General features: G+C 66.1%; 21 protein-coding genes. 9 read left to right on the forward strand and 12 right to left on the reverse strand.

Features of this window, described 5'->3' with window-relative positions; translation table 11 throughout:
• Positions 1-34 precede the first annotated feature (34 nt).
• Entirely contained in the window at positions 35-574 is a 540-nt protein-coding gene (ppa, locus tag ASF45_RS08930) for an inorganic diphosphatase (RefSeq protein WP_056660193.1), read from the forward strand.
• 7 nt (positions 575-581) lie between these two features.
• Complete coding sequence (locus ASF45_RS08935; protein WP_056660195.1) at positions 582-1,814, forward strand: cystathionine gamma-synthase family protein; 1,233 nt, start codon at positions 582-584, stop codon at positions 1,812-1,814.
• On the opposite strand, the gene ASF45_RS08940 is transcribed toward ASF45_RS08935, so the two are convergent.
• A complete protein-coding gene (locus ASF45_RS08940; RefSeq protein WP_056660198.1) occupies positions 1,811-2,986 on the reverse strand; it encodes a GNAT family N-acetyltransferase in 1,176 nt (391 codons plus the stop codon). The two genes, ASF45_RS08935 and ASF45_RS08940, sit on opposite strands and share 4 nt — an antisense overlap.
• A gap of 163 nt (positions 2,987-3,149) precedes the next feature.
• Between ASF45_RS08940 and glnB the strand changes: the two genes are divergently transcribed.
• Entirely contained in the window at positions 3,150-3,488 is a 339-nt protein-coding gene (gene glnB / locus ASF45_RS08945) for a nitrogen regulatory protein P-II (protein WP_056660201.1), read from the forward strand.
• Positions 3,489-3,497: 9 nt separating this feature from the next.
• Here glnB and ASF45_RS08950 read toward each other — a convergent pair whose 3' ends face one another.
• Genes ASF45_RS08950 through ASF45_RS08970 form a run of 5 tightly spaced genes read right to left on the reverse strand, consistent with a single transcriptional unit; the run spans position 3,498 to position 6,267 of the window.
• On the reverse strand, positions 3,498-4,082 hold the full coding sequence (locus tag ASF45_RS08950; RefSeq protein WP_056660204.1) for a TIGR00730 family Rossman fold protein: 585 nt from the start codon (positions 4,080-4,082) through the stop codon (positions 3,498-3,500).
• Positions 4,079-4,594: an RDD family protein gene (locus ASF45_RS08955; RefSeq protein WP_063887617.1), complete on the reverse strand. Its 516-nt coding sequence runs from the start codon at positions 4,592-4,594 to the stop codon at positions 4,079-4,081. Before ASF45_RS08955 ends, ASF45_RS08950 begins: the two co-directional genes overlap by 4 nt.
• Entirely contained in the window at positions 4,591-5,241 is a 651-nt protein-coding gene (locus tag ASF45_RS08960; RefSeq protein ID WP_056660210.1) for a DUF3106 domain-containing protein, read from the reverse strand. The genes ASF45_RS08955 and ASF45_RS08960 overlap by 4 nt, the downstream gene beginning before the upstream one ends.
• Before the next feature lie 16 nt (positions 5,242-5,257).
• Positions 5,258-5,704 carry a DUF3619 family protein gene (locus ASF45_RS08965; RefSeq protein ID WP_056660213.1) on the reverse strand — a complete coding sequence of 149 codons (447 nt, stop codon included), beginning with the start codon at positions 5,702-5,704 and terminating at the stop codon, positions 5,258-5,260.
• Complete coding sequence (locus ASF45_RS08970; RefSeq protein ID WP_056660216.1) at positions 5,701-6,267, reverse strand: RNA polymerase sigma factor; 567 nt, start codon at positions 6,265-6,267, stop codon at positions 5,701-5,703. The genes ASF45_RS08965 and ASF45_RS08970 overlap by 4 nt, the downstream gene beginning before the upstream one ends.
• Before the next feature lie 248 nt (positions 6,268-6,515).
• Between ASF45_RS08970 and ASF45_RS08975 the strand changes: the two genes are divergently transcribed.
• From ASF45_RS08975 to ASF45_RS09000, 6 genes are all read left to right on the forward strand, one after another.
• Positions 6,516-8,303 carry an acetolactate synthase 3 catalytic subunit gene (locus ASF45_RS08975; RefSeq protein ID WP_056660379.1) on the forward strand — a complete coding sequence of 596 codons (1,788 nt, stop codon included), beginning with the start codon at positions 6,516-6,518 and terminating at the stop codon, positions 8,301-8,303.
• A gap of 115 nt (positions 8,304-8,418) precedes the next feature.
• The gene (gene ilvN, locus ASF45_RS08980) at positions 8,419-8,910 is read left to right on the forward strand and encodes an acetolactate synthase small subunit (protein ID WP_056660219.1); all 492 of its coding nucleotides are present in this window, start codon (positions 8,419-8,421) and stop codon (positions 8,908-8,910) included.
• Between the two features lie 102 nt (positions 8,911-9,012).
• The gene (gene ilvC / locus ASF45_RS08985; protein WP_056660222.1) at positions 9,013-10,029 is read left to right on the forward strand and encodes a ketol-acid reductoisomerase; all 1,017 of its coding nucleotides are present in this window, start codon (positions 9,013-9,015) and stop codon (positions 10,027-10,029) included.
• A gap of 154 nt (positions 10,030-10,183) precedes the next feature.
• Entirely contained in the window at positions 10,184-10,999 is an 816-nt protein-coding gene (gene pssA / locus ASF45_RS08990) for a CDP-diacylglycerol--serine O-phosphatidyltransferase (protein ID WP_056660225.1), read from the forward strand.
• Between the two features lie 205 nt (positions 11,000-11,204).
• The gene (leuA, locus tag ASF45_RS08995) at positions 11,205-12,914 is read left to right on the forward strand and encodes a 2-isopropylmalate synthase (protein ID WP_056660382.1); all 1,710 of its coding nucleotides are present in this window, start codon (positions 11,205-11,207) and stop codon (positions 12,912-12,914) included.
• Between the two features lie 30 nt (positions 12,915-12,944).
• Positions 12,945-14,483, forward strand: a complete 1,539-nt coding sequence (locus ASF45_RS09000) for a 2-isopropylmalate synthase (protein WP_056660228.1) — start codon at positions 12,945-12,947, stop codon at positions 14,481-14,483.
• 66 nt (positions 14,484-14,549) lie between these two features.
• Here the strand turns inward: ASF45_RS09000 and ASF45_RS09005 are convergent, their stop codons facing one another.
• The 6 genes from ASF45_RS09005 to ASF45_RS09030 are packed head-to-tail and all read right to left on the reverse strand — an operon-like array spanning position 14,550 to position 19,223.
• Positions 14,550-15,341, reverse strand: a complete 792-nt coding sequence (locus ASF45_RS09005; RefSeq protein ID WP_056660231.1) for a peptidylprolyl isomerase — start codon at positions 15,339-15,341, stop codon at positions 14,550-14,552.
• Between the two features lie 8 nt (positions 15,342-15,349).
• The gene (locus ASF45_RS09010; protein ID WP_056660235.1) at positions 15,350-15,670 is read right to left on the reverse strand and encodes a BolA family transcriptional regulator; all 321 of its coding nucleotides are present in this window, start codon (positions 15,668-15,670) and stop codon (positions 15,350-15,352) included.
• Entirely contained in the window at positions 15,670-16,233 is a 564-nt protein-coding gene (locus ASF45_RS09015; RefSeq protein WP_056660238.1) for a septation protein A, read from the reverse strand. The genes ASF45_RS09010 and ASF45_RS09015 overlap by 1 nt, the downstream gene beginning before the upstream one ends.
• Positions 16,234-16,237: 4 nt before the next feature.
• Positions 16,238-16,648: a peptide-methionine (R)-S-oxide reductase MsrB gene (msrB, locus tag ASF45_RS09020; RefSeq protein WP_056660241.1), complete on the reverse strand. Its 411-nt coding sequence runs from the start codon at positions 16,646-16,648 to the stop codon at positions 16,238-16,240.
• Complete coding sequence (locus ASF45_RS09025; protein WP_056660244.1) at positions 16,645-18,132, reverse strand: YdiU family protein; 1,488 nt, start codon at positions 18,130-18,132, stop codon at positions 16,645-16,647. Before ASF45_RS09025 ends, msrB begins: the two co-directional genes overlap by 4 nt.
• A gap of 56 nt (positions 18,133-18,188) precedes the next feature.
• A complete protein-coding gene (locus ASF45_RS09030) occupies positions 18,189-19,223 on the reverse strand; it encodes an AraC family transcriptional regulator (protein WP_056660247.1) in 1,035 nt (344 codons plus the stop codon).
• Positions 19,224-19,266 lie beyond the last annotated feature (43 nt).

Here is a 19,266-nt window from a genome sequence, read left to right on the forward strand (position 1 = left end):
GCGTTCCCCATTTCTTAACTGCTCCGAAAGCACCATGTCCCTCGACAAAGTCTCCCCCGGCAAGAACATCCCCGATGCGTTCAACGTGGTCATCGAGATTCCGATGAACGCCGATCCGATCAAGTACGAGGTGGACAAGGAGTCGGGCGCAATCTTCGTGGACCGCTTCATGACGACGGCCATGCACTACCCCAGCAACTACGGCTATGTACCGCAGACGCTCTCCGGCGACGGCGACCCGGTCGACGTGCTGGTCATCACGCCGTACCCGCTGTTCCCCGGCGTGGTCGTGCCCTGCCGCCCGCTGGGCATCCTGATGATGGAAGACGAAGCCGGCGTGGACGGCAAGGTGCTGGCCGTGCCGACCGACAAGGTGCTGCCGATCTACACCCACTGGAAGACGGTCCAGGATGTGAACCAGATGCGCCTGAAGGCCATCACGCACTTCTTCGAGCACTACAAGGACCTGGAAGCCGGCAAGTGGGTCAAGGTGCTGGGCTGGGAAGGCATCGACGCGGCCAAGAAGGAAGTGCTGGACGGCGTCGCCAACTACAAGACCAAGACCGGAGCCTGATCCGTCCATGGCCTCCGAAGGCATCAGCACCGGCATCGTGCATTCCGACCGCCGCTTTGGCGTCGAACACGGTGGCGTACGCAAGCCCATCCACACCTCGACGCAGTACGGCTTCGACCGTGTGGAAGACCTGATCGGCGTATTCCAGGGCACGCTCAAGGGCGCCTACAACTACGCGCGCCAGGGCACCCCAACCACGGCCGCGCTGGAATCGCAGATCACGCGGCTGGAGCAGGGTGTGGGCACCGTGTGTTTCGGCACCGGCATGGCGGCCATCAGCGCGGTGTTCCTGACATTGCTGCGTGCGGGCGACCACCTGGTGGCGAGCCGCTATGTGTTCGGCAACACCAACAGCATCTTCGGGACGCTGCGCGATCTCGGGATCGAAATCAGCACCGTGGACGCGACCGATGCGGCGGCAGTGGCTGCGGCGGTGCAGCCCAACACGCGCATGGTGTTTGTTGAGACCATCGCGAATCCCGGAACGCAGATCGCGGATATGCCCGCCATCGGCAAGTTCTGCGCGCAGCATGGTCTGCTGTTCGTCGTCGACAACACCGTCACCTCGCCGGCGCTGTTCCGGCCTAGAGACGTGGGCGCCGGCCTCGTCGTGCAGTCGTTGACCAAGACCATTGCCGGCCACGGACAGGCGCTGGGTGGCGCGGTCACCGACACGGGGCTGTACGACTGGCATGGCTATCCCAACATCTTTGCGGCCTACCGCAAGGGCGACGCGAAGCAGTGGGGCCTGGCGCAGGTGCGCAAGAAGGGCCTGCGGGACATGGGCGGAAACCTGTCGTCGGAGCACGCGCACCAGATCAGCCTGGGGGCCGAGACGCTCGCGTTGCGTGTGGCGCACACCAGCGCCACGGCGCTGGCATTGGCGCGCTACCTGCAGGCGCACTCGTCAGTGGTTGCGGTGCATTACCCGATGCTGGAGACCCATCCGCAGCACGCGCTGGCCAAGCAGTTGTTCAGTGCGGGCTCGTGGCTGCTGTCGTTCGAGTTGCGCGACACGGCGGCGTGCCTGCAGTTCATCGACCGGCTGCAACTGCCCATCAAGGCAACGGGCCTGGGCGACACCCGCACCCTGATCATCCCGGTGGCGCCTACCATCTTCTGGGAAGCAGGGGCGGAGGTGCGCGCCGCCATGGGCATTGCCGACGGCCTGATCCGACTGTCGATCGGCCTGGAAGACCCGGCCGACCTGCTGGCCGACTTCGCGCAGGCGCTGGCTTAGCCGTCGGCCTGGCGAAATGGCGTGCGTTGCGCCAGATCGCTCAGGTACGCGTCCACGCCCTGGCCTTCGCGCTCCAGGAAACGTTCCACCGCTTCCGCGAAGGCCGGGTGCGCGAGCCAGTGCGCGCTGCTGGTGCGTACCGGCATCAGCGCACGGGCCATCTTGTGCTCACCCTGGGCGCCGCCTTCGAAGCGCTGGTAGCCCTGGGCGATGCACCACTGCAAGGGCTGGTAGTAGCAGGCCTCGAAATGCAGGCAGTCCACGCGTTCCAATGCACCCCAGTAGCGGCCGTAAGCCACGCCCAGACCGGGCTCCAGCGCGACCAGGCTGCAGGCGATCGGCGCGCCGTCCCGCTCGGCGGTGAACAGCAGCCAATGCTCGGACATGTCGCGCGCCACGGACCTGAAGAAGCTGCGCGCCAGATAGGGCGCATTGCCATGCTCCAGATAGGTGCGCTCGTAGCAGCGGTAGAAGAAGTCCCAATCCACCGCGGTGATGGCCTGGCCCTGCGCCCAGCGAAACCGCACGCCGGCCTCGGCCACCTTGCGCCGCTCCTGGCGGATCTTCTTGCGCTTGTCCTGCGCGAGGCTCGCCAGAAAGGCGTCGAAATCCTCGAACGGCAGCCCGTCGGCCGCGCAGGCGTTCTGCCAGTGGAACTGGACCTGGTGCCGCAGCATGAGCCCTGCGTCGGCGCAGGCGGACATGTCGGACGCGTTGCCGAACAGCAGATGCAGTGAAGACAGTTCTTGCTCTTCGCACCACGCCACGGCTGCGCGCAGCAGCGTCGCCCTGCTGGCCGCGTCGCGCGCCAGCAGCCGTGCACCTGGCACGGGTGTGAAGGGTGGGGCGATGACGGCCTTGGGGTAGTAGGACAGGCCATGGCGCTGGTAGGCGTCGGCCCAGGCCCAGTCGAACACATACTCGCCGTACGAATGGGTTTTGAGGTACAGCGCGCAGGCGGCCTGCAGTTGGTCCTGGCGCCACAGGCTCAGGATGCGGGGTGTCCACCCAGTGTCGGTCACAGCGCTGCCGCTGAGCTGCATGGCCTGCAGGTAGGCGTGGCGCATGAACGGGCTGGGGTCCGCCTGCGCCGCCAGCAGGCCGTCCCAGGCGGCAGCGTCGATCTCGGAGATGTCCGCCACGATGCGGAGGGTGGTGTCGTCGTCTGCCATGCTGGTTGTGGGTCGAATGATGCCGGCAAGCCGCTACTTGCTGCTGCGTCCGATGCCTTGGCCCCAATGCGCCAGGCGAATTCGGGCAGCAGACTGCGGGATCGCGGGTGAATGACGCTATCCTATTGCCAGCACGTATTGGCCAGCCTCCAGAAAGACTCAAATGAAGCAGATCACCGCCATCCTCAAACCCTTCAAACTCGAAGAAGTGCGCGAAGCGCTGGCGGAGTGCGGCGTGACCGGGCTGACCGTCACCGAGGTGAAGGGCTTCGGCCGCCAGAAGGGCCATACCGAGCTCTACCGCGGCGCCGAGTACGTGGTCGATTTCCTGCCCAAGGTGAAGGTCGAGATCGTCGTCAAGGACGACGACGTCGACCGCTGCGTGGACGCCATCGTGCGCGCAGCCCGCACCGGCAAGATCGGCGACGGCAAGATCTTCGTGACCGATGTGGAGCGCGTGGTGCGCATCCGCACCGGCGAAGAGGACGAATCGGCCGTCTGAGGTCGGTTCTCAGATCTGGTCCAGCTGCGGTGCGGGCGCCAGGCCCGCATCGTTGACCAGGTTCTTGAGCAGATCCTCTGCATCGCGGCCGATGCGGATCAGGTCCATCTGCCAATCGTTGACGAAGCCTGCGCGCACCGTGGTCTTCAAGAAGCTCTCCAGCCCGTCGTACAGGCCCTCGATGTTGAGCAGGCCCACGGGCTTGTCGTGGTAGCCCAGTTGGCGCCAGGTCCAGACCTCGAAGAACTCCTCGAAGGTGCCAATCCCGCCGGGCAGGGCCACAAAGGCATCGGCATGCTCGGCCATCATGCGCTTGCGGTCGTGCATGGTGTCGACCACGTGCAACTCGGTGCAGCCGCGGTGCGCCCATTCCTTCTCGACAAGAGCCTTGGGGATCACGCCGATGACCTGCCCGCCGGCTGCCAGCGTGGCATCGGCCACCATGCCCATGAGGCCGTTGTGGCCGCCGCCGTACACGAGTTGCCCGCCGTGCTCGCCGATCCAGCGGCCGACCTGTTGCGCTGCGGCACCGTAGGCAGGATGCGCTCCAGGGCGGGAGCCGCAGTAGACACAGAGCGAGAACGCTGGCTTCATCGGGTGTGCGGAAGGGCTGTGACGAGGCGCGTGCCGGCCAGGACGTCGTGCCAGAACTGGGATTGGGGGTGGAAGCGGCTGGCGATCGCCCACACCGCAACCCAGCCCAGCAGCAGCACGAAGGATTCGCCGGCCGGCAGCTGAAAGGGCGCGATCAGGACCAGCGGCGGCAGGAACCACAGCCAGCTCAGCAGATAGCGCACGAAGGCCTTGGTCTGGCTGACGGGACGGCCTGCGCGGTCCACCACGCGGATGTGCCAGGTCTTCATCGCCAGCGTCTGCCCCTTGGACCAGAACCAGGTGAAGTAGATGCCGAACACCACGAACAGGAAGGCTTGCAGGGCAGTGCGGTTGTCCAGTGCGTTGCGGGTCTGGCTCAGCGTGCCGAACAGGTAGCCGGCGATGAAAACCAGGCCGAACATCAGCATGCCTTCGTAGAGCCAGCAGGCCATGCGGCGCCACAGGCCGGGCGCTTGCAAGGCAGGCGCCATCTTCGGTGTTTCGACCGTCATTGGTGGCCGGCCGCGTCCGGCTCGGTGGCGTGGGCGTCGACCTGGGGCAGCAAGGTCTGCGGATTGATCAGGTGGGGTGCGGTGCTGATGCGCGGCATGGTGCGTTGATTTTCGGGCGCAACCGGCATGGTGGCCAGGCGCTGGCGCGGAATCGGGCGGATCGCAGTGGCCACGCCGGGCAGGGTGCGGCGCGGCGCCTGCTCGGCAAGTTTGCGGCGCTCCTCTTCGCTGAGCGCCTGGTAGGCCTCCCATTTGGCCTGCTTGTCTTCACTGGCCAGGCGTTCGGTTTCCGCGAAGTTCAGCCGCGCGCGGCTGCGCTCCGCGGCACTGAGCTTGACCCATTCGCCCATGCGCTGGTGCAGCTTCTGCCGCTCTTCGGCCGGGAGCTTCTCAAAGTTGCGCGACAGCGCGATCCACTTGCGGCGCTGGCCTTCGCCAAGGCTGTTCCAGCTCGGTCCGAGTGGTTTGAGGGCTTGGCGCTGGGCGCTGCTCAGACCCGCCCAGCGCGGACTGGGCGCCTCGGCCTTTTCTGTGGCTGGGCTGCTTGCGGCCTTGGAGGCCGGCTGTGCACAGACCAGCACCACCGCACAGCACAGGCTGGCGCCTGCGGCGAACTGGACCCAGTGGAAGCGGCGGGGTGCGAGCAAAGCGGGGCGCCCCGTGTCAGTTCTGCGGTGCGTTGTCACCAGCCTTGAGGAACTGCAGGAAACCGGGGTCTGTGTAGGCGTCGGTCGGCAGGCTGTCGGTGAGCAATGCCGCGTCCACTTCGGCAAGCTCGCTGGCGCGGTTGTCGTTCTGCACCATGTAGATGGCCAGCAACCCGGCAACCAGTGCCAGCAGTGGCAGCATCGCGCCCAGCCGGGCCCACAGCCCGGGTTCGTCCCGTCCGCCCAACTGCAGGGTGCCAGCGCGCCCGGAGCGAACGCTGCTGACCGTGCTGACCACGGGCGCGAACTCCTCCACCTTGCGCCGGGCAACGGCCTGTTGCCGCGCGACGCGGAGCCGCTCGGCAATGTCATGGTCCAGATTGGTGCAGGACTCCGATAGGCGGCCCGCGATCACGCGGCCGAGGCGATCAGTCGACAGGGCGATAGAGAGAGCTTGCTTCATAGGTGGATTCCTTTGGCCGTCAGGGCGCGACTCAGGCTGGCGACGGCGCGCGAGCAATGGGTTTTGACGCTCCCTTCGGAGCAGCCCATGGCGGCAGCCGTCTCTGCGACGTCCATCTCCTCCCAGTAACGCAGCAAAAATGCCTCGCGTTGACGTCCCGGTAAACGTTGGATCTCGGTTTCGATCTCCCGCAGGATCTGTGCCCGCCGCGTGCTGTCTTCTGCGCTCTCGTGCCCTTCACTGCCGCTCTGCGGCGCCAGCGCCTCCAGCAGGTCGAAATCGCCATCCTCCCCGGCGGACTCGAAGTCACTGAGATTGGAGAAGAGGGCGTTGCGCGTCTTCTGCCGGCGGAACCAGTCCAGCGTGCAGTTCGACAGAATGCGCTGGAACAGCAGTGGCAGTTCGGCCGCAGGCTTGTCGCCGTAGTGTTCGGCGAGCTTCATCATGCTGTCCTGCACGATGTCCAGCGCCGCTTCCTCGTTGCGCACGTGGTACAGGCAACGCTTGAAGGCGCGTTTCTCTACACCTTTGAGGAAGTCGGACAGTTCTTTGTCGGTGGCCAAGACGGCTGTTGTGGGGTTCGCTCACTCGCGATGGGTGCCGCGAGGAAAGCCAAAGATTATGGCATCGATGCAGGAAGGCGCAAAAAATCGTTGATAATCCCGGCGCTCGTCAAAAAAGCAAACGGGCCACGATCCGGCGTTGCAAGCATCTCGCCCATGGTCCTGGCCTTAAGTTCCAACGTCTCTTCACAAGAGAGGGCGAAGGAGCACCCAAGGTATTTCGTCAGAGAAATTCGCAAAGGTTGATCATGGAAATCTCCAAAGCCGAAATCAAGTCGGCAGCTGCCGCCTCCTCCCCCCTCGCGCAATCCGGCCCCCAGGAATTGATGGGCGCCGAGATTCTCGTGAAATCCCTGCAGGCCGAGAACGTCAAGCACATCTGGGGCTACCCTGGTGGCGCGGTGCTCTACATCTACGACGCGTTCTACAAGCAGGACACGATCCAGCATGTGCTGGTGCGCCACGAGCAGGCCGCAGTGCACGCCGCCGACGGCTATGCGCGTGCCACGGGCGACGTAGGCGTGGCATTGGTGACCTCCGGTCCTGGCGTGACGAACGCCATCACCGGCATCGCCACGGCCTACATGGACAGCATCCCGATGGTGATCATCACCGGCCAGGTGCCGACGCCGGCGATCGGCCTCGATGCCTTCCAGGAATGCGACACCGTCGGCATCACGCGCCCCATCGTCAAGCACAACTTCCTGGTCAAGGACGTGCGCGACCTGGCCATGACGGTCAAGAAGGCCTTCCACATCGCGCGCACCGGCCGGCCCGGCCCCGTGGTGGTCGACATCCCCAAGGACGTCTCGTTCAAGAAGGCGTTGTACAGCGGCTACCCAGAGACCGTGGAGATGCGCTCGTACAACCCGGTGCGCAAGGGCCACGGCGGCCAGATCCGCAAGGCCCTGCAGTTGCTGCTGACGGCCAAGCGCCCCTACATCTACACCGGTGGCGGCGTGCTGCTGAGCAATGCCACCAACGAGCTGCGCACACTGGTCGACATGCTGGGCTACCCGGTCACCAACACGCTGATGGGCCTGGGTGCCTACCCGGCGTCGGACCGCAAGTTCCTGGGCATGCTGGGAATGCATGGCACGCTGGAAGCCAACAACGCGATGCAGAACTGCGACGTGCTGCTGGCCGTCGGCGCGCGCTTCGACGACCGCGTGATCGGCAATCCCAAGCACTTCGCGCAGAACGAACGCAAGATCATCCACATCGACATCGATCCGTCGAGCATCTCCAAGCGCGTGCGCGTGGACATCCCCATCGTGGGCGATGTCAAGGACGTGCTGACCGAGCTCATCGCGATGATCCGCGAGTCCGACATCAAGCCCGACAGCGGCGCCTTGGCCGGCTGGTGGGAGCAGATCGAGGTCTGGCGTAAGCGCGACTGCCTCAAGTACAGCCGTGGCGCCGGCGACGTGATCAAGCCGCAGTACGTCATCGAGACGCTGTGGAACATGACGAAGGACGTCGAAACCTACGTCACCTCCGACGTCGGCCAGCACCAGATGTGGGCCGCGCAGTACTACCGCTTCGACGAGCCGCGCCGCTGGATCAATTCCGGTGGCCTGGGCACCATGGGCGTAGGCATCCCCTACGCCATGGGCATCAAGCTCGCCAAGCCCGAGGCCGAGGTGTTCTGTGTGACGGGGGAAGGCTCGGTGCAGATGTGCATCCAGGAACTTTCGACCTGCCTGCAGTACAACACGCCGATCAAGATCCTCTCGCTCAACAACCGCTACCTGGGCATGGTGCGCCAGTGGCAGGAGATCGAGTACTCCAGCCGCTACAGCAGCAGCTACATGGACGCGCTGCCCAATTTCGTGAAGCTGGCCGAGGCCTATGGCCACGTGGGCATGCTGATCGAGCGCCCGCAGGATGTGGAGCCGGCACTGCGCGAGGCGCGCAAGCTCAAGGACCGCACGGTGTTCATGGACTTCCGGACCGACCCCACGGAGAACGTGTTTCCCATGGTCCAGGCCGGCAAGGGCATCACCGAGATGCTGCTGGGCTCCGAGGATCTGTAAAGCGCGCACCGCCTGACCCGTCTGGGCCAGGCTCCTTCAACGACGAATCTATTGCCCGCCGAGCCCGCGCATTACCGTGCGCGGGGGAGGGCGGCGAAAAGAGGAATCTGCATCCATGAAACACATCATCGCAGTGCTGCTGGAGAACGAAGCCGGCGCACTTTCCCGCGTCGTCGGCCTGTTCTCGGCCCGCGGCTACAACATCGAATCGCTGACCGTCGCGCCGACCGAGGACCCCAGCCTCTCGCGCATGACGATCCAGACCACTGGCTCGGACGACGTGATCGAGCAGATCACCAAGCATCTGAACCGGCTCATCGAAGTCGTCAAGGTGGTCGACCTGACCGAAGGCGCCTACACCGAGCGCGAGCTCATGATGGTCAAGGTGCGCGCGGTGGGCAAGGAGCGTGAGGAGATGAAGCGCATGGCCGACATCTTCCGCGGCCGCATCATCGACGTGACCGAGAAGAGCTACACCATCGAGCTCACGGGCGACCAAGGCAAGAACGACGCCTTCCTCGAAGCCATCGAGCGCAGCGCGATCCTGGAAACCGTGCGTACGGGGTCCAGCGGCATCGGTCGCGGCGAGCGCATCCTGCGCGTCTGAGTACCAAGCATCCGCGCGCGCGTGCTGGCAGGCTCGGCGCGGCGGATCGACGATTTGCGAGGCTGCCGTCGGCAATTCGCCTGAACCATTTGGAGCAAGACAATGAAGGTTTTCTACGACAAGGACTGTGACCTCTCCCTGATCAAGGGCAAGACCGTCACCATCATCGGCTACGGCAGCCAAGGCCATGCGCACGCGCAGAACCTGAACGACAGCGGCGTCAAGGTGCTGGTTGGCCTGCGCAAGGGCGGCGCTTCCTGGAGCAAGGTCGAGAAGGCCGGCCTGCAGGTCGCCGAAGTCGCCGAAGCCGTGAAGGCCGCCGACGTCGTCATGATCCTGCTGCCCGACGAGCAGATCGCCCAGGTCTACAAGAACGATGTGGCGCCCCACATCAAGCAGGGCGCGTCCCTGGTGTTCGCGCACGGTTTCAACGTGCACTACGGCTTCGTGCAGCCGCGCGCCGACCTGGACGTCTGGATGGTCGCGCCCAAGGCCCCCGGCCACACCGTGCGCGGCACCTACACCCAAGGCGGCGGCGTGCCCCACCTCGTGGCCGTGCACCAGGACAAGTCGGGCAAGGCGCGTGACTTGGCCCTGTCCTACGCCATGGCCAACGGCGGTGGCCGCGCCGGCATCATCGAGACCAACTTCCGCGAAGAAACCGAGACCGACCTGTTCGGCGAGCAAGCCGTTCTGTGCGGCGGCACCGTCGAGCTGATCAAGGCCGGCTTCGAGACGCTGGTGGAAGCCGGCTACGCGCCCGAGATGGCCTACTTCGAGTGCCTGCACGAGCTCAAGCTCATCGTGGACCTGATCTACGAAGGCGGCATCGCCAACATGAACTACTCGATCTCGAACAACGCCGAGTACGGCGAGTACGTGACGGGCCCGCGCATCGTGACCGACGAAACCAAGAAGGTCATGAAGCAGGTGCTGAAGGACATCCAGACCGGCGAATACGCCAAGAGCTTCGTGCTCGAAGCGGCTGCCGGCCAACCCGCGCTGATCAGCCGCCGCCGCCTGAACGCCGAGCACCAGATCGAAGTGGTGGGCGAGCAGCTGCGCGCCATGATGCCCTGGATCAAGAAGAACAAGCTGGTCGACCAGACCCGCAACTGAGCGCCATTCCACGCGAATCGCAAGGCCACTCCGGTGGCCTTTTTCGTTGCCGGGCCGCCCCTGGACGAAAGGCGCCCCCTTGGGGGCAGCGACCACGCGCAGCGGGGAGCGTGGGGGGACATTTTCATTGGTAACGCTCCACTACACTCGCCGCATGCATGATGGCAACGAATCCGCACTGATCGTCCAGGACGAGGCCACGCCGCGCAAGCGGCGCAAGGGCATCTACATCCTGCCGAATCTGTTCACGCTGGCCGCCTTGTTCGGCGGCTTCTACGCCGTCGTGATGGCCATGAACAACCGCTTCGACCTGGCCTCGGTCGGTGTGTTCTGCGCCATGGTGCTGGACAGCCTGGACGGCCGCGTGGCCCGCATGACGAACACCCAGAGCGCCTTCGGCGAGCAGATGGATTCGCTGTCCGACATGGTGTCCTTCGGCGCTGCACCGGCGCTGATCGCCTACGAATGGACTTTGCGCGAAGCCGGCCGCTGGGGTTGGATCGCGGCCTTCGTCTACTGCGCCTGTGCCGCGCTGCGGCTGGCACGCTTCAACGTCAACACCGGCGTGGTCGACAAGCGCTGGTTCCAGGGCCTGCCGTCACCGGCTGCTGCGGCCCTGGTCACGGGCTTCATCTGGCTCATGACCGAGCTCGAGGTGGCGCGCGCCGACGTCACCTGGTTCATGTTCGCGCTGGCCCTGTATGCGGGCCTGACCATGGTGACCAACGTGCCGTTCTACAGCTTCAAGGACGTGCAGATGAAGAAGAGCGTGCCCTTCGTCGTGATCGTGCTGATCGCGCTGGGCATTGCCATCGTCAACATCCATCCGCCCATCGTGATGTTCGGCCTGTTCGTGGTCTACGGGTTCAGTGGCTATGCCGTCTACGCCTGGCGCAAGGCCAAGGGCCACCAGACCAGCGTGATCAGCACCTCGACCGACGAACCCGACGAGCGCGGCCTGCACAAATGAGACAGTTGTTTGCCAAGCGTGCAGCGCATCTGTGCTAGAGTCCGCGCCATGCAGAATTTCGCGCTAGCCCTACTAATCGACCCCTACGGGCGGAGACGGTAGCGCGCGCGCAACTTTTGTCGAAACGGCCCGTTTGCACCAGCAACGGGCCGTTTTTCTTTTTGGGTTTGCTGGTGTTGTTTGACCACTCTCGAGGATCCGCATGATGTTGAAGAACCCCGCCAGCAAGTACGCCGCCTTTCAACCGGTGCGTCTGACGGACCGCACCTGGCCCGACGCTGTCATCACCCAGGCGCCGATCTGGCTGTCCACCGACCTGCGCGACGGCAACCAGGCGCTGATCGAGCCCATGGACGGTGCGCGCAAGCTGCAGATGTTCCAGGCGCTGGTCAAGATCGGCTTCAAGGAGATCGAGGTCGGCTTCCCCTCGGCCTCGCAGACCGAATTCGACTTCGTGCGCAAGCTCATCGAGGAAGACCTGATCCCCGAGGACGTCACGATCCAGGTGCTGACCCAGGCGCGCGAGCACCTCATCGAGCGCACCTTCGAATCGTTGCGCGGCGCCAAGCGCGCCATCGTCCACCTCTACAACGCCTGCGCGCCCATCATGCGCCGCGTGGTGCTGGGCATGGACGAAGACGGCATCGTGGCGCTCGCCACCGCGCAGGCCCGCATGTTCCAGGATCTGGCCGCACGCCAGCCCGGCACGCAATGGACCTTCCAGTACTCGCCCGAGATGTTCTCCGGCACCGAACTGGCCTTCTCCAAGCGCGTCGTCGATGCCGTGACCGAGGTCTGGCAGCCCACGCCCGAGCGCAAGTGCATCATCAACCTGCCGTCCACGGTGGAGCACTCCACGCCCAACATCTTCGCGGACATGATCGAGTGGATGCACCGCAACCTCGCGCGCCGCGATGCCATCGTGCTGTCGGTTCACCCGCACAACGACCGCGGCACGGGCACGGCGGCCGCCGAGTTCGCGGTGATGGCCGGAGCCGACCGCCTCGAAGGCTGCCTGTTCGGCAACGGCGAGCGCACCGGCAACCTCGATGTGGTCAACGTCGCGCTGAACCTCTACACGCAGGGCGTCTCGCCGGGCCTGGACTTCTCCGAGATCGACGAGATCCGCCGCGTCGTCGAACACTGCAACCAGCTGCCCGTGCACCCGCGCCACCCGTACGTCGGCGACCTGGTCTACACCTCGTTCTCCGGCTCGCACCAGGACGCAATCAAGAAGGTGTTCTCCGCGCGCAAGGAGGGCGACATCTGGAACGTGCCCTACCTGCCGATCGACCCCAAGGACCTCGGCCGCACCTACGAGGCCGTGATCCGCGTGAACAGCCAGTCGGGCAAGGGCGGCATCTCCTACCTGCTCGAAAGCGAGTTCGGCCTGGAATTGCCGCGCCGCCTGCAGATCGAGTTCAGCCAGGTGGTACAGGGCGTCATGGACGCCGAGGGCAAGGAACTGACCGCGCACGACCTCTGGACGCTGTTCGAGAAGGAATACGGTCTGCACGACGTGGCCGCGCCCCAGCACCGCCTGAGCGAGCAGCGCGGCGCCGGTGGCACGACCGAGGTCGAGCTCTCGGCCGACCTGGTCTTCGCCGGGCAACCGGTGCAGATCCAGGGCCGTGGCACGGGTCCCATCGACGCGTTCGTCGACGGCCTGCAGCAGGCCACGGGCCGCGGTGTGCGCGTGATGGACTACCACGAGCACGCCATCGGTGCCGGCGCCAACGCCAAGGCCGTCGCCTACCTCGAACTGCGCGTGGACGACGGCCGTACGCTGTTCGGCGTGGGCATCGACGCGAACATCGTGTCGGCCTCGCTCAAGGCCATCGTGTCTGGCCTGCAGCGCGGCACGCGTGCAGACGACAATGTGGCCGCGGAGGCCGAAGCCGCAACGGCGCGCTGAGCGCCGCGCCTGCACGACAAGGAGACCACGATGAGCGACCAACTGATCATTTTCGACACCACCTTGCGCGACGGCGAGCAATCGCCGGGCGCCTCAATGACGCGCGACGAGAAGCTGCGCATTGCACGCCAGCTCGAACGGCTCAAGGTCGACGTGATCGAGGCTGGTTTCGCGGCCAGCTCCAACGGCGACTTCGAGTGCGTGCAGGCCATCGCGCGTGCGGTGCGCGAGTCGACGATCTGCTCGCTCTCGCGCGCCAACGACCGTGACATCGCGCGCTCGGCCGAGGCGCTCAAGGACGCAGCGCGTGCGCGCATCCATGTGTTCATCGCGACCTCGCCGCTGCACATGGAGAAGAAGCTGCGCATGTCGCCGGACGAAGTGTTCGAGCAGGCCCGCCAATCCGTGCGCTTCGCGCGCAACCTGGTCGGCGACATCGAGTTCAGCCCCGAGGATGGCTACCGCAGCGATCCCGACTTCCTGTGCCGCGTGATCGAGGAGGTCATCAAGGAAGGCGCGACCACGATCAATGTGCCCGACACCGTGGGCTACGCGATCCCCGAGCTCTACGGCAACTTCATCCTGAACCTGCGCCAGCGCATCCCGAACAGCGACAAGGCGGTCTGGTCCGTGCACTGCCACAATGACCTGGGCATGGCGGTGGCCAACTCGCTGGCCGGCGTGAAGATCGGCGGCGCGCGCCAGGTCGAGTGCACCATCAACGGCCTGGGCGAGCGCGCCGGCAACTGCTCGCTCGAAGAGATCGTGATGGCCGTCAAGACGCGGCGCGACTACTTCGGCCTGGATGTGAACATCGCCACCGAGCACATCGTGCCCGCCAGCCGCATGGTCAGCCAGACCACGGGCTTCGTGGTGCAGCCCAACAAGGCCGTGGTCGGCGCCAACGCCTTCGCCCACGCCTCGGGCATCCACCAGGATGGTGTGCTCAAGGCCCGCGACACCTACGAGATCATGCGCGCCGAAGACGTGGGCTGGAGCGCCAACAAGATCGTGCTGGGCAAGCTGTCGGGCCGCAACGCCTTCAAGCAGCGCCTGCAGGACCTGGGCGTGCAGATGGAGAGCGAGGCCGAGATCAACGCCGCGTTCGCGCGCTTCAAGGACCTGGCCGACCGCAAGAGCGACATCTTCGACGAGGACATCCTGGCCCTGGTCAGCGAAGAGAGCGTGGCGCACGAGCAGGAGCAGTACGCCTTCGTCTCGCTCAGGCAGCACAGCGAGACCGGCGAGCGGCCGCAGGCCGAGGTGGTGTTCACGGCCCAGGGCCAGGAGGTGCGCGGTGCCTCCGACGGCAATGGCCCGGTCGACGCCTCGCTCAAGGCCATCGAGTCGCATGTGAAGAGCGGCGCCGAGATGGTGCTGTATTCGGTCAACGCCATCAGCGGCTCGACCGAGAGCCAGGGGGAGGTCACGGTGCGGCTGCAGAACAGCGGCCGCGTGGTCAACGGCGTGGGCGCCGATCCCGACATCGTCGTGGCCTCGGCCAAGGCCTACCTGGCGGCGCTGAACAAGCTGCACAGCAAGGCCGAGCGCGTCGCCGCACAAGGTTAGCGGGGGCACCCCGCAGAGCAAAAAGGCTTCCCGAGGGAAGCCTTTTGCGTTGCCGGGGCAGGACGCTTACTCGACCTTGGCCTTGGCGCGCAGTTCCTGCTGGTACTGCTGCATCTTCTGCTGCTGCAGCTGCTGGGCGATCTGCGGCTTGACCTGTTCCAGCGGCGGGAACTCCTGCTGGCGCTCGTCGTTCAGGCGGATGATATGGTAGCCGAACTGGGTCTTGACGGGCACCTCGGTGGTCTGGCCCTTCTTGAGCTTGACCAGCGCATCGCCGAACTCCTTCACGTAGCCAGCGGGGTTGGCCCAACCCAGGTCGCCGCCGTTGGCGCCGGATCCAGGGTCCTTGGACTGCTTCTTGGCGATGTCCTCGAACTTGCCGCCCTTCTTCAGGCTGGCGATGATGGCCTTGGCGTCGGCTTCCTTCTCGACCAGGATGTGCTGGGCCTTGTATTCCTTGCCTTCGCTGGAATTGGCGGCCTTGACCTTGTCGTACTCGGCCTGGATCTCGGCGTCGGTCACGGGATGGGTCTTCTGGTAGTCCACCAGCAGTTCGCGCACCAGCAGCGACTGGCGGGCGAAGTCCATCTGGGCCTGGAAGTCGGGCGTGGCGTCCAGGCCGCGCTTCTGCGCTTCCTGCATGAACACTTCGCGCATGATGACTTCCTCGCGCAGCTGGCTTTCCTGGTCCGGCGTGACCGGGCGGCCGGCGCGGGCCATCTGCTCGGCCAGCGCATCCACACGTGCCTTGGGAACGGCCTTGCCGTTCACCACCGCCACGTTCTGCGCGAACGTGGGCATGCTGGCAGCACCCAGCACGAGCGCTGCCGCGACTGCGGAATACAGAGACTTCTTCATGTGTTTCCTCAAGAACTTTGGGAGGGCGGGGCCTGGAGCGACGACGGCGTCGCGGCCGGGTGCACGGGAGGGAGAACTTCGATGGCTATGGCGTGCACGCCCTGGGTGATCATTTGGCGCAGCGGATCATACACAAGGCGATGCTGCGCCACGCGCGACAGTCCGGCGAACTGTGGAGAGGCGATGCGCACGCGGAAATGCGTGCCATAGGGTTGCGGGCCGGCGCCCGCATGGCCGGCGTGCGCGGCACTTTCGTCCAGCACTTCGAGCTGCGTGGGCGCCAGCGCCGCACGCAGGACCTGCGCCATGTCCTCGGCCGTCGCCACCATCAGCGGCGCTCCTTGGACTCGATCTCGACCACATCGCCGTCGGACCTGAGATAGCGCGAGACGTACAGGCCCTGGCCGACGATGAAGGCCAGCGGGAACACGTAGCCCCAGAGCTTGAAATCGACCCAGGCGTCGGTGCTGAAGTAGTAGGCCACGTAGCCGTTCACGACCGCCATGAACAGGCAGTAGGCCACCCACAGCCAGTTCAACCGCATCCAGACGGCGTCGGGCAGTTCCAACTGGCTGCCCAGCACGAGCTTCAGAAAGTTCTTCTTGAACACCCAGACCGTGACGGCCAGCGCGAACGCCATGGCGGCGTACAGCACCGTGGGCTTCCACTTGATGAAGCGTTCGTCCTGCAGCACCAGGGTCAAGGTGCCGAACACCAGCACCAGCGCCAGCGTGGCCTTCTGCATGGTCTGCAGCTTGCGCTCCAGCGCATAGGTCACGCCCATCTGGACCAGAGTGGCGACCATCAGCACGGCCGTGCCGACGTAGATGCCATAGAGCTTGTAGGCGCCGAAGAACAGCAGGATCGGCAGGAAATCGAGCAGGATCTTCATGGGCTCACTTGTCCTCGAACTGCAGCGAGGCCGAGTTCATGCAGTAGCGCAGGCCGGTCGGCGCGGGGCCGTCCGGGAACACATGGCCCAGGTGGGCGCCGCAGCTGGCGCAGACCGTCTCGGTGCGCACCATGCCGTGGCTGCGGTCGACGATCTCCTCGATGGCGCCGGGCACGGCTTCCTGCGAGAAGCTGGGCCAGCCGCAGCCGGCGTCGAACTTGGTGCCGGAGTCGAACAGCTTGGCGCCGCAGCAGACGCAGTGGTAGCTGCCATCGGCCCAGTGCTGTTCGTACTTGCCGGTGTAGGGCCGCTCGGTGGCCGCATGGCGGGTGACCTGGTAGGCGGCCGGTTCGGCGCCTTTCTCGGCCAGCAGTGCACGCCATTCGGCGTCGGTTTTCTCGATGGGGCGGGTCATGAGGAACAGCTGATCTCGATGGAGGAGGCCCAGTCGGGCGGGAAGTCGGCATCGGCCTCGCAGCCGGGGTGCTCGTCAAAGGGGGTCTGCAGCAGGCGGTACAAGCGTTCGACCTCGGAGAAGTCCTTGGCCTGCGCACGGCGGATGGCCTGCTCGGCCAGGTGGTTGCGCAGCACGAACTTCGGGTTGGCGCTGCGCATGCGCGCGCCGGCCTGCGCGAGATCGGTGCCGGCCATGCGGCGCTGGTAGAGCGCGGCCCAGCCGTCGAAGGCCGCGCCGTCCAGGAACAGGTCGCGCACGGGCGTGAGCAGCATGCCGGACACCACGGCATCGGACAGCCGGCGCCAGAAGATGGTGTGGTCCACACGCTGCGCGGCCAGCAGCTGCAGCGTGGCCTCGATCAGCGCGCGGTCGTCGTCCAGCGGCTGCGCCAGGCCCAGCTTGGCGCGCATGGCCGTCTCCAGCGCCGCTGGAAAGTCTGCCTTGTAGGTCTCCAACGCGGCCAGCGCCAGGTCCTGGTCTTCGATCAGCGGCAACAGCGCCTGGCCCAGGCAGAACAGGTTCCAGTAGGCGACGTTGGGCTGGCGGTTGAAGGCGTAGCGGCCCTGCGTATCGCTGTGGTTGCAGATGTGACCGGGGTCGAAGGCATCGAGGAACTGGAACGGCCCGTAGTCGATGGTCAGGCCCAGGATGCTCATGTTGTCTGTGTTCATGACGCCATGGCAAAAGCCCACGGCCTGCCATTGCGCGAGCATGGCGGCCGTGCGCTGCGTCACGGCGCGCAGCAGTGCCGCGTACGCATTGCCGGCGAAGTCCACGGCCTGCTCGCGGCACGCGGGGTAGTGGCGGTTGATCACATGGTCGGCCAGCGCGCGCAGCGAAGCGTGGTCGCCGCTGGCCGCGAAATGCTCAAAGTGGCCGAAGCGGACGAAGCTGGGCGCCACGCGCGCGACGACTGCGGCGGTCTCCAGCGCCTCGCGGCGCACCGGCGCGTCCGAGCCCGTCACGCACAGCGCGCGCGTGGTGGCGATGCCCAGTCCCGCCATGGCTTCGCTGCACAGGAATTCGCGGATCGACGAGCGCAGCACGGCGCGGCCATCGCCCATGCGCGAGTAGGGCGTGCGTCCGGCGCCTTTCAGCTGCAATTCCTGGCCAGCGGCAGTTTCGCCGAGCCCGATGGCGCGGCCATCGCCCAGCTGGCCAGCCCAGACGCCGAACTGGTGTCCGCTGTAGACCGTGGCATAGGGCGCGCTGCAAGGCAGCAGCTGGTTGCCCGTGAAGGCCTGCAGCGCGGCATCGGACGCGAACCACCCGGCGTCCAGGCCCAGCAGCGCGGCGACCTCGGCACTGCGGCCGACCCAGTAAGGGGCGGGCAGCGGCGTGGGCTGCAGGCGCGTGAGAAAGGCCGGCCCCAGGTCGGCGAAGCCTGCGCGCCAGGCGACGGGCGTGGGGTCGGCCAGGACGGCCTCGGTGGAAGAGCGCATGCCCCGATTGTCGGGCAGGCGGGTAAACCCCGGCCGGCAAGGGCTACCGCGGCGCCTCAGCAGCCGATCTGGGCGCGGTACTGGGCCGGTGGCACGCCGAACCAGCGCTTGCAGGCGCGGTGGAAGTTGCTGCTGTCCCCATAGCCCAGCAGGTCGGACACATCCGCCAGGCTGTGGCGCTGCTCGGCCAGGTACTGCTGGGCCAGTTCGTGCCGCGTGCTGTCGAGCAGGGCCTGGTAGGACACCTGTTCCTGCTGCAGCCGGCGCTGCAGCGTGCGCTCGGCCAGGCCCAGGCCTTTGGCCACCACCTCCCGGCGCGGCTCGCCCTGGTTCAGCAGGCGCGCGATCTCGCTGCGCACACGGCTCGCCGTGCTGGTCTGGCCCAGCTGGGCGAGTTGCTTGTCCAGCAGCGCCTCCAGCATGCCGGCCAGCTCGGCGTCATAGGTCGGGATCGGGCGGTCCAGGTCGCTGCGCGCGATCAGCATGCGGTTGGCCGGCGCGCCGAAGCGCAGCGCACAGCCGAAGGCCGCGCGCTGCGGCCCGTCGTCGGCGGGCGCGGCATCGGCCAGTTCCACCAGCAGCGGGTCGAATTCCTTGCGCGTGAGCCACTGGCACAGCATCAGCGTGGCCAGCATGGCGTACTCCACGCGCTGGCGCGGGATCGGCAGCGTGCCACCCGTATGCACCGTGGTCAGCCAGATGCCGCGTGCCTCCAGCTGCAGCGAGAAGCCCGTCGCGTCCGAGATCACGGCCATGTAGCGGGCCAGGTGGGCCAACGCGCGGCCCAGGTCGGGGCTGCAGCTCATCACATGGCCCACGGTGCCGGTGTTGCTGTGGGTGGAGGCCAGGTGGCGCTGCAGGCCCAGCGTGGGCTTGCCGGAGCGCGCCACGGCCAGCTGCCACAGCCGTGTGATCTGGTCCACCGGGATGCGCGCGTTGTGCCGGTGCAGCGTGGCGGCGTCGAAACCTGCGTCGCGCAGCAAGGCGGGCACGTCCAGCCCTTCCGCCTCGAACATGGTCAGCACGCCCGTGAGCCAGGCGGCCGAACTCGTGCGCACAGGCAGGTAGGGGAGAGTGGTTCCTGAAGTCATCGGTTTGGCGCGCTTGCGATAGCGGTGTTCGTGCGGACCCCTC

It is taken from the genome of Pseudorhodoferax sp. Leaf265 (assembly GCF_001422365.1).
Taxonomy (GTDB): Bacteria; Pseudomonadota; Gammaproteobacteria; order Burkholderiales; family Burkholderiaceae_C; genus Pseudorhodoferax.